The following is a 13,374-nucleotide window of genomic DNA, read 5'->3' on the forward strand; positions in this document are numbered from 1 at the left end:
TGCAGGTTGATCCACACCGCGGGCGCACCTCCCCGGGCGCCGCCGGGTCAGGGGCGCAGGGCGGAGAGGTCCCGGGCCGCGAGGTCCGGGCGGGACGTCAGTACGGCGTGGACCGACTCCAGGATCGGCAGCGGCGCCCGGGCGGTGGCCAGGGCCACGTCCTTCGCGGCCAGGGCCACCGGGAAGTCCGAGGAGTCGGCGTACGCGCGGGCCACCGCGCCCGCCAGCGGCCCGCGGGCCAGTTGGCCGCGGACCAGTTCCGCCGGCAGGCCCATGGCCCCGCCCAGCCTCAGCGCCTCGGCCACCAGGGCCACCCCGCCGACCGCCGCGTTGATCAGAACGAGCTTCAGGGCGGCGCCCGAGCCCGGCGCACCGCACTCCGTGACCTCGCCCAGGGCGTCGAGGACCTCCCGCACCGGGCCCGGCAGCGGGGCACCGCCCGCCAGCACCCACAACTCCCCCGTGGCCGCCCGGTCCACACTGCCCATCACCGGCGCGTCGGTCAGCGTCACCCCCGTCGGCAGCCGCCCCGCGAGCTCCCGCACCGCGTCCGGCCCCACCGTCGAGGTGTCGATCCAGTGGACCCCGGGCCGCAGGGCCGGCAGCACGTCCTCCGCGACGGCCCGCAGGGCCGCCGGATCGGCCAGCATCGTGACGACGAGGTCCGCCCCGCGCACGGCCGCGCCGGGCGTGGCGGCGACGACCGCACCGGCCGCCTCCAGCGGCAGCGCACGCTCCCGCGTCCGGTTCCAGACCGTCAGCCCGTATCCCCGGGACAGCAGGTGACGGGCCATCGGGGCCCCCATCCGGCCGAGGCCGAGAAACGCGATCTTCAGTGCTCTGTCCATGCCCATGACGCTAGGCGGGGCCCATTCATGCGACAAGCGAATGTCTAGCATGGCTGCCATGCCCACTTCGCACAGCTTGTACGAGGTCTTCCTGAGCGTGGCCCGACTTGCCTCCTTCACGGCCGCCGCCCGCTCCCTCGGCTACACCCAGTCCGCGGTCTCCCGGCAGATCCAGACCCTGGAGGGCGAATGGGGCACCCCGCTCTTCGACCGCCTCCCCCGCGGGGTCCGCCTGACCGAAGCCGGCCGCCTCCTGCTCCCGCACGCCGAGGCCGTCGGCGAGCGGCTGCGCACCGCCCGCGCCGAACTCGACGCGCTGCGCGCCCTCGGCGCCGGACGGCTGCGGATCGGCGCCTTCTCCACCGCCGACGCCGCCCTGCTGCCCCGCGCCCTGGCCGCCTTCCGGGCCCGCCACCCCGCCGTGGCCGTCGCCCGCACCGAGGGACCCTCCGCCAAGCACCTGGCCCTGCTCGCCGCCGGGGACCTCGACCTCGCCGTCGTCGCGGACACCTCCGAGGAGCCACCCCGCGGCTGCACCCCGCACCACCTGCTCGACGAGCGGATGTACGTGGCCCTGCCGGCCGGCCACCGGCTCGCCGGGCGGGCCGGCGTACGGCTGGCCGAGCTGGCCGACGAGGAGTGGATCGCGGCCGACACCCGGCCCGAGGAGACCCTCATGCACTCCGCGGTGGCCGGCGGCTTCCGCCCCCGCACCGGTTTCGTGGCCGCCGACTGGATCGCCAAGCAGGGCTTCGTCGCGGCCGGGCTCGGCGTCACCCTGATCCCGGCGCTCGCCGCCTCCTCGGTCCGGGCCGACCTCGCGCTGGTCCCCCTGCACCCGGACGACACCCCGCGCCGCCGGATCTACGCCGCCACCCCGCACGCAACCGCCCCCTCCCCCGCCGCCCTCGCCTTCCTGGCCCTGCTGAAGGAGGCCGCGGCCGGGCTGGCATCCTGACCCGGTGAAGATCGCCGCAGCGCAGCTGACCTGCTCCCCCGCCGATGTCCGGACCAACGTCGCGCGGGCCGCGGACCTCGCCGCGACGGCGCGCGAACAGGGCGCCGAACTGGTGGTGTTCCCCGAGCTCGCGCTCACCGGCTACGAGCTCGACGCGCTGACCGCCGACCCCGGGCTGTGGACGGCCGCCGACGACCCCCGGCTGGATCCGCTGCGCTCCGCCGGGATCGCCACCGCGGTGAACGTCGCCCTGCCCACCGGCGGCCCGCGCCCCGCCATCGCCACGCTGGTCCACGACGCGGACGGCGCGCACGTGACGACGTACGCGAAGCAGCACCTCTACCGGCACGAGCAGGAGGTCTTCGAGCCCGGCCGGGGCGACGGGCGCTTCGAACTCGGCGGGATCCGCTTCTGCCTGGGCATCTGCTTCGACAACCACTTCCCCGAACTGCCCGGCCGGGGCGCCGCCGACGGCTGCCGGGTCCATCTGGCGAGCTCCCTGTACGGGACGGGCGACGGGATCCACGAGCGCGCCACCGTGCACCCCGGGATCGCGCGCGAGCACGGCCTGTACGTGGTCCTCGCCAACCACGTCGGCCCGGCGGGCCCGTGGACCGGCTGCGGCCGTTCGGCCGTGTGGGCCCCGGGCGGCGCCCTGCTGGCCGAGGCGGACGACCGCACGCCCTCGGTGGTGACGGCCTCGGTGTGATGAGGTGGGCGCCATGAACGACTTCGAGACGATCACGGTGCCGGAACGCCTCCACGGCTACCCGGGGGTGGCCTTCGGCGGCTACGTGGCGGGCGTACTGGCCGCCCGGGCCGCCGCGAAGGACGTACGGGTGGACTTCCGGCGCCCCGTGCCGACCGGGGCGCCGGTGCGGCTCGCCGCGACCGCGGACGGCGGCTGCGAGCTGACGGACGGCGAGCTGGTGCTGGCCGCGGCGACCCCGGCCGGGGCGCCCGGCGCGCCCTGCCCCGAAGCCCCGTCCTGGGACCGGGCCGTGGCCGCGGCCGAGGCGTTCCGGGCGGACCCGCCGGACGGTCAGGCCGACTGCTTCGGCTGCGGCCTGGACCGGACGCCCGCCACCGGCCTGCGCCTGCACTGCGGTACGGTGCCGGGCCGCGAGCTGGTCGCCGCGGCCTGGACGCCCGCGCCCGAACTCGGCGGCGCGGACGGGCTGCTGCCGCCCGAGCTGGTGTGGGGCGCACTGGACTGCCCGGGGAACGCGGCGGGGCGGCTGCTCGACGGCCGCCCGGCCGGTGCGGTCACCGCCGCGCTCGGCGCCCGGCTGCTGCGGCCGGTGCCGGTGGGCGAGGGGCTGATCTCCTACGCCTGGATAGTGTCGTCCTCGGGCCGCAAGTACACGGTGGGCACGGCCCTGGCGACGGCGGACGGCGATCTGTGCGCCGTGGCCGAGGCACTGTGGGTCCAGCCGCGCGCGTGAGCGCTCGGCTCACGCGGTGTCGGCCAGCAGGTGCTTGCCGCCCCACGCCCCCAGGGGTTCCAGGGCCGCGTTCAGGTCCCGGCCCAGGGGGGTCAGGGAGTACTCGACGCGCGGCGGGACCTCCTCGTACACCTCGCGGTGCACGATGCCGTCGGTCTCCAGCTCGCGCAGCTGGGCGGCGAGCACCTTCTCCGAGATGCCGGGGAGGAGCCTGCGCAGTTCACCGAACCGGTGGAACCGCTGGTCCAGGAGCCACAGGAGCGACACCTTCCACTTCCCGTCGATCACGGACATCGCCGCGGCGATCCCGCATTCGTCCGCACCGGGCCTCCGTGCCACCGCCATCGCACACCCTCCCCACCTGCTGGCTCACCTCGGGGTAACCACCCACTCCGAAGTGCGTACTTGAGCGCCCTGCCGCCCTCCAACAGGCTAGCCGTCATGACCGACACCACAGCTCACGATTCCCTCACCCTCCTCGGCCTCGGCGACATGGGCACCGCCCTCGCCCGCACCTGGCTCGCCGCCGGGCACTCCCTGACCATCTGGAACCGCACCCCCGCCAAGGCCGGACCGCTGGCCGCCGAAGGGGCGTCCGTCGCCTCGACCGCGGCCGACGCGGTCGCGGCGAGCGCACTGGTCGTGGTCTGTCTGCTGGACGACGCGAGCGTCGGCGCCGCCCTGGACGGCATCGACCTGACCGGCAAGGACCTCGTCAACCTCACCACCGGCACTCCGGCCGAGGCGCGCGCCCGCGCCGCCTGGGCCGAGGAGCGCGGCGCCCGGTACCTGGACGGCGGGATCATGGCAACGCCGACGATGATCGGCGCCCCCGGAACCGGCGGGTACGTCTTCTACAGCGGCTCGCGCGCGCTCTTCGAGCGCCGCCGGGCGGTCCTGGAGGTCCCGGCCGGGTCCCGCTTCGTCGGCGAGGACCCCGGGCACGCGGCCCTGCACGACGTGGCGCTGCTCAGCGCGATGTGGGGGATGTTCGCCGGTGTCTCGCAGGCCTACGCGCTGATCGAGGGCGAGGACATCGCCGCGAAGGACCTGGCTCCGCTGCTGTCCGAGTGGCTCGGCGCGATGGGCTTCTTCGTCGGCAACGCGGCCGAGCGGCTGACCTCGCGGGACTTCACCTCGGGGGTGGTCTCCAACCTGGCCATGCAGGTCGCCGGCAGCGGCACCATGCTGCGCACCGCCGAGGAGCAGGGCGTCAGCACCGAGCTGATCACCCCGTACGTGGACCTGCTGCGCCGGCGGCTGACCGCGGACCCGGCCGCGCACGGCGGTGAGGACACGACGGGGGCCGTCCTGCTGCTGAAGCGGTAGCCGCCCGGAGGCCTGCGGCTACGAGTACGCGGGCGGCGGCGGGCCGAAGCCCGCGGGGGTGGTTTCGGCGGCCGGAGCCTCGTCGGTCCGCACGAGGTCGCGCGCCATGAGGGTGGCACCGGCCACCGCGCCCGGCATCAGGAACACCGCGACCAGGGGTACCAGGAACGCCAGCACCAGCGGCACCCCGAAGCCCAGCACCAGCATCCGCCGCGAGCGCATCAGCTCCAGCCGGTCCGGCAGCTCCACCTTGCGCCGCTGCAGGGCCACGGCGGTGAGCTCCTGGGTCAGGAAGTACCCGGAGACGCAGAAGCCGAGCACCGGGATCACCGTCTGCCCGATCACCGGGACGAAACCGAGGGCGAAGAGCAGGATCCCGTACAGCAGGACCCGCAGGAGCACCTTCACGCTGTCCCGGGCCGAGACCCACAGCTCCAGCCAGAGCGGGAGCCCCGACTGCGGCACCTCGCCGCCCTCGCTGCGGTCGACCTGCTCCGAGAGGGACTCGTAGAACGGCTGGCCGATCAGCAGGGTCACGGCGGTGAAGGTGATCACCGCGAGGAAGAGCCCGAGGCCGAAGAACAGGGCGGTCAGGAAGCCGCGGAAGAGCGAGAGCCAGGGCGAGGACCAGTCGTCGGCGAAGGGGGTGGCCCAGGCGGTCAGGTCGTCGGCTCCGTAGCCGAGCCCGATCAGGGCGCCGGCGTAGAGGACGAGCGCGACGAGCCCGGGCAGCAGCCCGAAACCCAGCCACCGGCCGTGACGGAACACCCATCGCTGTCCGGCCAGCAGATACCGGAAGCCCCCCGCAAGATCACGCATGGGGCCAGTTTACGGCGAAGGCCGCACCCCGGTCGGGGGTGCGGCCTTCGCGCTGCGAGCGCCGGATCAGACGGCGAGCTCGACGGTGATGTTGCCGCGGGTGGCCTTCGAGTACGGGCAGACCTCGTGGGCCTTCTCGATGAGGTCCTTGGCGGTGGCGGCGTCCACGTTCGGGATCACGGCGGAGATCTTGACGATCAGGCCGAAGCCGTCGTCGTTCTTGCCGATGCCGACCTCGGCGGTGACCGTGGAGCCGGAGATGTCGGCGTTCACGTTCTTCGCGACGACGCCCAGGGCGCCCTGGAAGCAGGCGCTGTAGCCGGCGGCGAACAGCTGCTCCGGGTTGGTACCGGCGCCGCTGCCGCCGAGCTCCTTCGGCGGGTTCACGACGACCTCGAGCCGGCCGTCGTTGGTGGCGACGCGCCCGTCACGGCCGTTCTCGGCGGTGGCGACAGCGGTGTAGGCGACGTCGGACTGCTGGATGGACATAAAGGAAAATCCTCCTGGTAATCGCCGCGAGTCGCGCCCACGATCACGACGGTGTGCAGTGAGCCTAACCGGTGAAGGAAACGATCATCTTTCCGGTGTTCTCGCCGCGGAGCATGCCGAGGAAGGCGGAGGTGGCGTTCTCGACCCCTTCGACGACCGTCTCGTCGTAGCGCAGCTCGCCGGAACGCAGCCATCCGGCGACGTCCTGGACGAACTGCTGCTGCAGGTGGTTGTGGTCGTTGACGAGGATGCCCTGCAGGCGCAGGCGCTTGCCGATGACCTGCATCAGGTTGCGGGGACCGGGGGCGGCCTCGGTGTCGTTGTAGCCGGCGATCGCGCCGCACAGGGTGGCCCGGCCGTTCACCTTCATCGAGGAGATGGCGGCCTCGAGGTGGTCGCCGCCGACGTTGTCGAAGTAGACGTCGATGCCCTCGGGGGCGGCGGCCGGCAGCTGCTCGGCGACAGGGCCGTTCTTGTAGTTGAAGGCGGCGTCGAAGCCGTACTTCTCCGTGAGCAGCGTCACCTTCTCGTCCGAGCCGGCGGAGCCGATCACCCGGGACGCGCCCTTGATCTTCGCGAACTGGCCGACGAGGCTGCCGACGGCGCCAGCGGCGCCGGAGACGAAGACGGAGTCGCCCTCCTTGAAGGAGGCGACCTCGAAGAGTCCGGCGTAGGCGGTCAGGCCCGGCATGCCGAGGACACCGAGGTAGGCGGAGAGCGGAGCGAGCGAGGCGTCCACCTTGACGGCGTGCGCGGCGTCGAGGTCCGCGTACTCGCGCCAGCCGAAGGGGTGCAGGACGTGCTCGCCCACGGCGAAGCCCTCGGCGGAGGAGGCGACGATCTCGCCGACCGCGCCGCCCTGCATCGGCTCGTCCAGCTGGAAGGGCGGGATGTACGACTTCACGTCGTTCATGCGGCCGCGCATGTAGGGGTCCACGGACATGTACAGGTTGCGCACGAGGATCCGGCCGGCGGCGGGCTCGGCGGACACGGGCACCTCGCGCAGGGCGAAGTCCTCGGCGACGGGCCAGCCCTGCGGGCGACGGACGAGGTGCCACTCGCGGCTGACGGCGGGGATCTGGGACATGCGGCGCTCCTGGTCAGAACGAAATTGCTTCACTAGGTGAAACAACCATGCGCCTAGATATTTCATGTTGTCAAGTAAATGGGTACGCTGGTTCCATGCCCAGTCGTCGCGTAGACCCAGTGACCATCGAAGTCGTCGAGCTCATCGCCGACGTCGTGGCCCGCTATCACACGGAGTACGAGCACGCGGCCGCCAGCCACCAGCTCACCGGTGCCCAGGCCAAGGTGCTGAACATGCTCTCCCTGGAGCCCATGCCGATGCGGCGCATCGCGCTGAAGCTGCGGTGCGAGCCTTCGAACGTGACCGGCATCGTCGACCGCCTGGAGACCCGCGGCCTGGTCGAACGCCGGCCGGACCCGGCGGACCGCCGGGTGAAGCTGGCCGCCCCCACCGAGGAGGGCACCCTGACCGCGGAGCGGCTGCGCGAGTCGCTGGACTTCGCCCGCGAGCCGCTGGCCGGGCTGTCCGCGGAGGAACGGACGGTCCTGCGGGACCTCCTGAGGCGCATGCTGGCCTGACGGCGCCGGTCCGCCCGGGCCGGCCCTCGCCCCGCCATCTCCCCCGCCCCACCCTGTACCGCTGACCAGCGGAAAGAATCCCCTGGACGCGCGTCCGGGGCGGCACTAAGTTCGGCTCTTTGCGCGTCGGGCGCGTCGGACCAGCCGCCCGGCGCTTCGCCGTGTCACGCGTTCCCGTGGGGGGTACACCGTCATGTCCTTCAACACACCCGGCCCGCCGCCGCCCGGCGGCGTCCTGAGGTCCCCGCAGGGCCTCGCGACCGCGGTCACCGTACTCCTGTGCGTGACGGGCGGGGTCAACCTGCTGTCGGCCGGCATCAACGTCTTCACCATGTCGCTGATGAGCGATCTCGACGCGGACCCCGGCCGGGTCTCCGCCTCCATGACCGACCTCTCGGACATCCTGGCCGGCCTCGCGGGAGTCCTCCAGCTGGCGATGTACCTCGCCACCGCCGTCGTCTTCCTCGTGTGGTTCCACCGCGTGCGCGTCAACGGCGAGGTCTTCCGGGCCACCGAATTCACCCAGGGGCGCAGCTGGGCCATCGGCTGGTGGTTCGTCCCGATCGCCCACCTGTTCAAGCCGTTCGTGATCGCACGGCAGATCTGGCGGGCCAGCACCCAGCTGGGGCCCGACGGCTCCCCCGTCCGGGTCTCCACCGCTCCCCTCACGGCCTGGTGGACGGTCTGGGTCGTCGCGTCGATCGTCGGGCGCTTCAGCGGCAGGCTCTACACGGACGCCGAGACCTTCGGCGAGCAGGCGGCCGCCGCCGCCGTGGGCATCGGCTCCGACCTGCTCATGGTCGCCGCCGCCGTGCTCGCCGTCCTCTTCGTCCGCGGGCTGACGGCCCTGCAGAACACCATGGCCGCCCAGGGCCCGTACGCAGCCGCCCGGCCCGCGCACGACGGGACCCCGGCACCGGCCGGGATCTAGGGCCATCTAGAACCAGCCGCAGAAGATCCAGCAGTCCTTGGTCGGCGAGGGTGAGGGCGTGGGTGTCGGGGACGGCGGGGACGACGGGACCCGCGTGCCCGTGGAACCGCTGGGCGAGGGCTTCCCCGACGCGGTCGCTCCTGCGGACGATCCCGGGCCGGGGGTACGGGACGCCGGGCCCGATGGTGCCGGCGCGGGGGCGGACGAAGCCGGACCCGGCTGCGCGACGCTCCCGGAAGGCGCCGCGGTACCGGCCTTCTTCGTACCCGTGGCGGTGGCCTTCGCCGTGGCCTTCCCGGGCCCCGTGGGCGCACCGGCCGTGGGGGCGTCGGGCAGCGGGGCGGGCTGCTGCGGTCCGTCGTCGGTCAGCACCACGGTCGCGGCCCGGTCGGTGCGCTCCCCGTCGGTGGCCATACGGGCCACGGCCATGGAGCCGCCGACCGCGACCAGCGCGCCGAGCGAGAGCGAGAGCACGGTCCGGCGGCGGCGCCGGTGCGTGACCCGGCGGCGGGCACCGGCGCGCCGCTCGTTCGGCGCGGACAGCACGACGACCGAGTCGGCGAAGTCCCCGGCCGGAGCGGGCGGCGGTCCGGGGACGGGCGCCTCGCCCGGCCCGGCGGCCGGTGCGGCGGCGGGCCCGGCGACGGCGGGTATCAGGTACTCGGCGGGGGTTCCGCATCCGGCGCACGCCAGTGCGCCGTTGAGGTGCCTCCGGCAGGCGTGGCAATAGTTCATGGCGCCCGCAGGCTACGTGGTCTGCGGCAACATCCGGATCCCGAGAACGTAAGGATCCTGTGTGGAATCGTTCCTTCCATGACATCTTTCGGGCCGACCGGATTCCAGTTGGTGCTCTTGCGGCGCATGGCCGACTTCCAGCCGGACCTCGCCGACGAGGCCCGCCGCCGACTCGGGGCCTCGCTCGCGGACCAGCGGGAGGCGAACAAGCGCTGGCAGGCGATGGTCCGGTCGCCCCGCTCCCGCGGGGCCCTGGCCCGGTACCGCTCGGTGCTCGGCCCGCCGGAGTCCGCCGAGCACCGCACGATCGGCGATCTGGAGTGCGAGGCCCTGCTATGGTCGCTGCCGCTCTGGCCGGACCTGCGCTTCGAGGTGCTGGCCGCGCCGGACGGGGCCGTGTGGAACGAATGGCTGGTGCGGGCCCCTGGCGCGCCGGGCCCGGTACTGGAATCGCCCGACGATCTGCGGCCCTGGTCGGCGACGGTGGACGAGGTCGCGCGGGCCTTCGCCCCGGTCCGGCCGATGGAGGGCACCGCGCCGACCCGCTGGCGCCTGGCTTTCGCCGCGCGGGGGCGGCCCTGCGTGGCGGAGTTCACCTACGGACTGCTGCAGCGGCTCTCCCCGACCGAGGGGCAGGACGCCCTCTAGGAGGAGAGGAAGGCGCGGACCCCGGCCGAGGTGGCGTCGTCGCCGAGCAGGTCGTTGTGCTTCAGGCAGCCGACCGGCGTGTTGGCGGCTCCGGTCAGCGGGACGCTGTCGTCCGGGTTGACGACCTCGTCGCAGTTCGACCAGAAGGTCGCGTACTTCACCGCGCCCGGGGTCTCGTCCCCGCCGTTCAGGTTCTTCACCACGTACGACCCCGGGGTCATGTCCCGGCACGCCTGGTCCCACAGCGCGCAGGCCCAGGCGGTGGACGTGCCGCGGTTGGGTCCGGCCAGCGAGACCCAGTGGTCCACGGCGTCCGCGCCGCCGCCGAACTTCACGTACCAGCGGCTGACCAGCGAGCCGAAGGAGTGCGAGACGACATCGACCCGGGCGGCGCCGGTCTCCCGCCGGACCTGGTCGACGTAGGCGCCGAGCCGCCCGGCGAGGACCTCGTTGACCGACCGGTGGGTGTCGTAGCCGAAGGAGAAGAGCTCCGCGTCGGTGTACCCGGCGGCCCGCAGGTCCGCGCGCAGGGCGCCCCAGACGCCCGGATCAGCGTTGTAGCCGTGTACGAGGACCACCGGACGGCGGGCGGCGGCGGCCCGGGCCGGGGAGGCCGCCGGCAGCGCGAGGCACAGCGTCAGGAGTGCCAGGAGCAGCGCGAGGGCCTGCGGTCTCTGTCGGGCCGTCAGCATCGGCTCCCCTTTACCTTGTTACGCGCGAGTAGCGCGTGCGGTGGGCGCATGGTGCTGCCTGTCGGTACAGAAATCCACCCCCATGCAGCCGCGACACACCCCCGGCCGGAGCAGCCCAACGGGCCGTTAGCCCGAATTGCCCGCGATGATATGAAAAGCGATCGACACTCCGTCGGTCCTTGCGTCAGTGCTCTCGGGAGGATCTGCCATGACCGTCAGTCTTGAGCAGTTGCGCCGCTGCCACGTCGCCGTCGACCTGGGGGCGGCGAGAACCCGCGTGTACGTCAAGGGCGCCGGCCTCGTGGTCGACGAACCCAGCGTCGCCGCGGTCAACACGCGCACCGGCGCGCTCATCGCCGTCGGCTCCTTCGCCGAACGGATGACCGGCCGCACGCCCGACTACATCCGGGTCGTACGCCCCGTCTCCGGCGGCACCGTCGTCGACATCGAGATGGCCCAGCGGATGCTGCGTCACCTCCTCGGCGAGAAGCTGCGGCGCGCCCTGCGCCGCAAGCCGCGGCTGCGGGCCGCCGCCTGCACCCCGCACGACGCGGACCCGCTCGCCCAGCGGGCCACCGTGGAGACGCTCGTCGGGCTCGGCGCCCGGCGCGTCGAACTGGTCGACACCCTGATCGCGGCGGCCGTCGGCTGCGGACTCCCCGTGGAGCAGCCGACCGCGACGATGATCATGGTGTGCGGGGCCGCCGCCACCCAGGTGGCCGTCCTCTCCCTCGGATCCATCGTCACCGCCCAGCGGATCCCGGTCGGCGGCGAGGCCATCGACCACGCGGTCGTCCAGCACCTGCGCCACGCGCACGAGCTGATGCTGCCCAGCCAGGCCGTCCGCCCGCTGCAACTGGCCCTCCACGGCAACGGCCTCACCGTCGGCGGCCCGGCCTCCACCCTGATCCACGGCCGCGACGTGGCCACCGGCCTCGCCCGCTCCGTGCAGGTGGACACCGCGGCCGTACGCGACGCCATCTACACCCCGCTGACCGCCGTCCTCGACGGCATCGGCAAGGTGCTGCGGGACTGCCCGCCGGACCTGGTGGCCGACCTGACGGACCGGGGGATCATGATGGTGGGCGGCAGCGCCCTGCTGCCGGGCCTGGACCAGATGCTGCGGGACGCCACCGGAATGCCCGTCGCGATCGCGGAACGGCCCGACGTGTGCGCCGTACTCGGTCTCGGCGCGATGCTCGAAGGGAAGATCGCCCCCATGGTCCTCAACCCGCTGGCCGAATGAGGCCCCAGGAGCCGGAAGAATCCGAGGAGAACGAGGAGATCGAGGGGATCGCGGGGATCCAGGGGTCCTACGAGCCCGGGGAGCCGGACGAGGAGGCGGCGCACCTTCCGGTGCTGCTGGAGGCCGTCCTCAACGTCGGGTCCGAGCTGGAGCTGCACACCACCCTCCAGCACATCGTGGACTCCGCGACCGAGCTGTGCGCGGCCCGGTACGGAGCGCTCGGGGTCGTCGACCCCGAGCGCGTCCTGCTGACGCAGCTGTTCACCGCAGGGCTCACCGAGGAGGAGCGGGCCGCGATCCCGCACCTGCCCGACGCGCGCTCCGGCGTGCTCGGAGCGCTCGTCAGCGACCCGCGCCCGCTGCTCGTGGACGACGTCACGCGGGATCCGCGGGCCGCCGGATTCCCGCCGGGCCACCCGCCGATGCACAGCCTCCTGGGCGTCCCGATCCGGGTGCACACGGAGGTCTTCGGGAGTCTCTACCTCACCGAGAAGCGGGGCGGCGGGCCCTTCACCGACGAGGACCTCGCCCTGCTGCGCGTCCTGGCCTCGCAGGCGGGCATAGCGATCGGCAATGCCCGGCTCTACGAGACCGCGCGCCGCCGGGAGCGCTGGATCGACGGCGCCGCCGCCGTGACCACGGCCCTGCTCGCCGGACGCCCGGCGGCGGACGCCCTGAGGTGCGTGGCCGAACGGGCCCGGCTGCTGGCGGACGCCGCGGCCGGGGTGGTGCTCCAGCCGACCCCCGAGGGCGGCATGGAGATCGTGGCCGCGTCCACGCAAGGCGATCCCGGGGACCTGGTGGGCACGGCGATCGCCCCCGGCTCGCCGGTGCTGGTGCAACTCCTCGGCGGCGAGCCCGTCTTCATCGACGACTCGGCGACCGATCCCCGGATGACCACGCACGTGCGGGAGCGGTTCGGGCCGAGCATGATGCTTCCGCTGCAGAGCGGGGGCCAGCTGATCGGCACCCTGGCGCTGCCCCGCGCCCGGGGCGGACCCGCGTACGACGCGGTGGACCGGCTGCTCGCCTCGCAGTTCGCCTCCCAGGCCGCGCTGGCCCTCGTACTCGCGGACGCCCAGCACGACCGGGAGCAGCTGGCGGTGTACGAGGACCGCGACCGGATCGCGCGGGACCTGCACGACCTGGTGGTCCAGCGGCTGTTCGCCACCGAGATGATGTTGGAGAGCGCCCGGCGGCGGGCCGCGAACGCCCCGTCCGGGGACACGGTCGGCGACGAGCTCGGCCGGGCCGTGGACGAGCTCGACTCCACCATCCAGGAGGTCCGGACGGCCATCTTCGCCCTCCAGCAGCCACCGACCGACGCCCCGACGACCTTCCGGGGGCGGGTGCTGCGCGAGACGGGCGGGGCGGCGGCCGTGCTCGGCTTCCAGCCGTCGGTGCACTTCGCGGGCGCGGTGGACGCCCTGCTGCCGGATCCGGTGGCGGTCGACCTGATCGGGGCCCTGCGCGGCGCCCTGGCCGCGGCGCACCGGCGCGGCGAGATCACCTTCATCGACGTGCAGGTGGAGGCGAGCCCGTCCCGGGTCCGCCTGACGGTGGCGGACGACGGCCGTACGGAATCGGGCGCGCGGGGCACGACGGTGACGTGGGAGTCGGCGCTGTGAC

At 73.7% G+C, this 13,374-nt stretch carries 16 protein-coding genes; 9 read left to right on the forward strand and 7 right to left on the reverse strand.

What is annotated here, in order from left to right; genetic code table 11:
* Positions 1-47: 47 nt before the first annotated feature.
* Complete coding sequence (locus tag ACXNSR_RS12940) at positions 48-848, reverse strand: NAD(P)-dependent oxidoreductase (RefSeq protein ID WP_458642200.1); 801 nt, start codon at positions 846-848, stop codon at positions 48-50.
* Positions 849-897: 49 nt separating this feature from the next.
* Here ACXNSR_RS12940 and ACXNSR_RS12945 point away from each other — a divergent pair, with 49 nt between their 5' ends.
* Genes ACXNSR_RS12945 through ACXNSR_RS12955 form a run of 3 tightly spaced genes read left to right on the forward strand, consistent with a single transcriptional unit; the run spans position 898 to position 3,251 of the window.
* Positions 898-1,806 carry a LysR family transcriptional regulator gene (locus ACXNSR_RS12945; protein WP_458642201.1) on the forward strand — a complete coding sequence of 303 codons (909 nt, stop codon included), beginning with the start codon at positions 898-900 and terminating at the stop codon, positions 1,804-1,806.
* Between the two features lie 4 nt (positions 1,807-1,810).
* Positions 1,811-2,515, forward strand: coding sequence for a carbon-nitrogen hydrolase family protein (locus ACXNSR_RS12950; protein WP_458642202.1), 705 nt, complete (start codon positions 1,811-1,813; stop codon positions 2,513-2,515).
* A gap of 13 nt (positions 2,516-2,528) precedes the next feature.
* Positions 2,529-3,251 (forward strand): PaaI family thioesterase, encoded by a 723-nt coding sequence (locus tag ACXNSR_RS12955; protein ID WP_458642203.1) that lies wholly within the window; start codon positions 2,529-2,531, stop codon positions 3,249-3,251.
* Positions 3,252-3,260: 9 nt separating this feature from the next.
* On the opposite strand, the gene ACXNSR_RS12960 is transcribed toward ACXNSR_RS12955, so the two are convergent.
* Positions 3,261-3,596, reverse strand: a complete 336-nt coding sequence (locus ACXNSR_RS12960) for a winged helix-turn-helix transcriptional regulator (protein WP_458642204.1) — start codon at positions 3,594-3,596, stop codon at positions 3,261-3,263.
* Between the two features lie 96 nt (positions 3,597-3,692).
* On the opposite strand from ACXNSR_RS12960, the gene ACXNSR_RS12965 reads away from it, so the two are divergent.
* Positions 3,693-4,580: an NAD(P)-dependent oxidoreductase gene (locus tag ACXNSR_RS12965; protein ID WP_458642205.1), complete on the forward strand. Its 888-nt coding sequence runs from the start codon at positions 3,693-3,695 to the stop codon at positions 4,578-4,580.
* Positions 4,581-4,598: 18 nt separating this feature from the next.
* Here ACXNSR_RS12965 and ACXNSR_RS12970 read toward each other — a convergent pair whose 3' ends face one another.
* From ACXNSR_RS12970 to ACXNSR_RS12980, 3 genes are all read right to left on the reverse strand, one after another.
* Positions 4,599-5,399, reverse strand: coding sequence for an EI24 domain-containing protein (locus tag ACXNSR_RS12970; RefSeq protein WP_458642206.1), 801 nt, complete (start codon positions 5,397-5,399; stop codon positions 4,599-4,601).
* 66 nt (positions 5,400-5,465) lie between these two features.
* Positions 5,466-5,888 carry an organic hydroperoxide resistance protein gene (locus tag ACXNSR_RS12975; protein ID WP_458642207.1) on the reverse strand — a complete coding sequence of 141 codons (423 nt, stop codon included), beginning with the start codon at positions 5,886-5,888 and terminating at the stop codon, positions 5,466-5,468.
* Positions 5,889-5,952: 64 nt separating this feature from the next.
* Entirely contained in the window at positions 5,953-6,975 is a 1,023-nt protein-coding gene (locus tag ACXNSR_RS12980) for an NADP-dependent oxidoreductase (RefSeq protein ID WP_365266508.1), read from the reverse strand.
* Between the two features lie 95 nt (positions 6,976-7,070).
* On the opposite strand from ACXNSR_RS12980, the gene ACXNSR_RS12985 reads away from it, so the two are divergent.
* Together ACXNSR_RS12985 and ACXNSR_RS12990 are read left to right on the forward strand one after the other, a co-directional pair.
* Positions 7,071-7,493: a MarR family winged helix-turn-helix transcriptional regulator gene (locus ACXNSR_RS12985; RefSeq protein WP_356795349.1), complete on the forward strand. Its 423-nt coding sequence runs from the start codon at positions 7,071-7,073 to the stop codon at positions 7,491-7,493.
* Positions 7,494-7,686: 193 nt separating this feature from the next.
* Complete coding sequence (locus tag ACXNSR_RS12990; protein WP_458642208.1) at positions 7,687-8,424, forward strand: DUF4328 domain-containing protein; 738 nt, start codon at positions 7,687-7,689, stop codon at positions 8,422-8,424.
* Between the two features lie 6 nt (positions 8,425-8,430).
* Here ACXNSR_RS12990 and ACXNSR_RS12995 read toward each other — a convergent pair whose 3' ends face one another.
* Positions 8,431-9,159 (reverse strand): SCO2400 family protein, encoded by a 729-nt coding sequence (locus tag ACXNSR_RS12995; protein ID WP_458642209.1) that lies wholly within the window; start codon positions 9,157-9,159, stop codon positions 8,431-8,433.
* 78 nt (positions 9,160-9,237) lie between these two features.
* On the opposite strand from ACXNSR_RS12995, the gene ACXNSR_RS13000 reads away from it, so the two are divergent.
* On the forward strand, positions 9,238-9,807 hold the full coding sequence (locus ACXNSR_RS13000) for a hypothetical protein (RefSeq protein ID WP_458642210.1): 570 nt from the start codon (positions 9,238-9,240) through the stop codon (positions 9,805-9,807).
* Here ACXNSR_RS13000 and ACXNSR_RS13005 read toward each other — a convergent pair.
* Entirely contained in the window at positions 9,804-10,499 is a 696-nt protein-coding gene (locus ACXNSR_RS13005) for an esterase/lipase family protein (protein WP_458642211.1), read from the reverse strand. The two genes, ACXNSR_RS13000 and ACXNSR_RS13005, sit on opposite strands and share 4 nt — an antisense overlap.
* A gap of 208 nt (positions 10,500-10,707) precedes the next feature.
* Between ACXNSR_RS13005 and ACXNSR_RS13010 the strand changes: the two genes are divergently transcribed.
* Together ACXNSR_RS13010 and ACXNSR_RS13015 are read left to right on the forward strand one after the other, a co-directional pair.
* Positions 10,708-11,745 carry a rod shape-determining protein gene (locus ACXNSR_RS13010; protein WP_030757608.1) on the forward strand — a complete coding sequence of 346 codons (1,038 nt, stop codon included), beginning with the start codon at positions 10,708-10,710 and terminating at the stop codon, positions 11,743-11,745.
* The gene (locus ACXNSR_RS13015; RefSeq protein WP_458642212.1) at positions 11,742-13,373 is read left to right on the forward strand and encodes a GAF domain-containing sensor histidine kinase; all 1,632 of its coding nucleotides are present in this window, start codon (positions 11,742-11,744) and stop codon (positions 13,371-13,373) included. Before ACXNSR_RS13010 ends, ACXNSR_RS13015 begins: the two co-directional genes overlap by 4 nt.
* The last annotated feature ends 1 nt before the right edge of the window (position 13,374 follow it).

This window comes from Streptomyces sp. NC-S4 (assembly GCF_054353315.1).

Excerpts from the sequence above, each read along its gene's own strand:
- ACXNSR_RS12940 (WP_458642200.1), bottom strand. The coding sequence starts at position 848 with ATGGACAGAGCACTGAAGATCGCGTTTCTCGGCCTCGGCCGGATGGGG.
- ACXNSR_RS12970 (WP_458642206.1), bottom strand. The coding sequence starts at position 5,399 with ATGCGTGATCTTGCGGGGGGCTTCCGGTATCTGCTGGCCGGACAGCGA.
- ACXNSR_RS12945 (WP_458642201.1), top strand. The coding sequence starts at position 898 with ATGGCTGCCATGCCCACTTCGCACAGCTTGTACGAGGTCTTCCTGAGC.
- ACXNSR_RS13005 (WP_458642211.1), bottom strand. The coding sequence starts at position 10,499 with ATGCTGACGGCCCGACAGAGACCGCAGGCCCTCGCGCTGCTCCTGGCA.
- ACXNSR_RS12960 (WP_458642204.1), bottom strand. The coding sequence starts at position 3,596 with ATGGCGGTGGCACGGAGGCCCGGTGCGGACGAATGCGGGATCGCCGCG.
- ACXNSR_RS12980 (WP_365266508.1), bottom strand. The coding sequence starts at position 6,975 with ATGTCCCAGATCCCCGCCGTCAGCCGCGAGTGGCACCTCGTCCGTCGC.
- ACXNSR_RS12990 (WP_458642208.1), top strand. The coding sequence starts at position 7,687 with ATGTCCTTCAACACACCCGGCCCGCCGCCGCCCGGCGGCGTCCTGAGG.
- ACXNSR_RS13000 (WP_458642210.1), top strand. The coding sequence starts at position 9,238 with ATGACATCTTTCGGGCCGACCGGATTCCAGTTGGTGCTCTTGCGGCGC.
- ACXNSR_RS12975 (WP_458642207.1), bottom strand. The coding sequence starts at position 5,888 with ATGTCCATCCAGCAGTCCGACGTCGCCTACACCGCTGTCGCCACCGCC.
- ACXNSR_RS12995 (WP_458642209.1), bottom strand. The coding sequence starts at position 9,159 with ATGAACTATTGCCACGCCTGCCGGAGGCACCTCAACGGCGCACTGGCG.
- ACXNSR_RS12965 (WP_458642205.1), top strand. The coding sequence starts at position 3,693 with ATGACCGACACCACAGCTCACGATTCCCTCACCCTCCTCGGCCTCGGC.
- ACXNSR_RS12985 (WP_356795349.1), top strand. The coding sequence starts at position 7,071 with ATGCCCAGTCGTCGCGTAGACCCAGTGACCATCGAAGTCGTCGAGCTC.
- ACXNSR_RS12955 (WP_458642203.1), top strand. The coding sequence starts at position 2,529 with ATGAACGACTTCGAGACGATCACGGTGCCGGAACGCCTCCACGGCTAC.
- ACXNSR_RS13010 (WP_030757608.1), top strand. The coding sequence starts at position 10,708 with ATGACCGTCAGTCTTGAGCAGTTGCGCCGCTGCCACGTCGCCGTCGAC.
- ACXNSR_RS13015 (WP_458642212.1), top strand. The coding sequence starts at position 11,742 with ATGAGGCCCCAGGAGCCGGAAGAATCCGAGGAGAACGAGGAGATCGAG.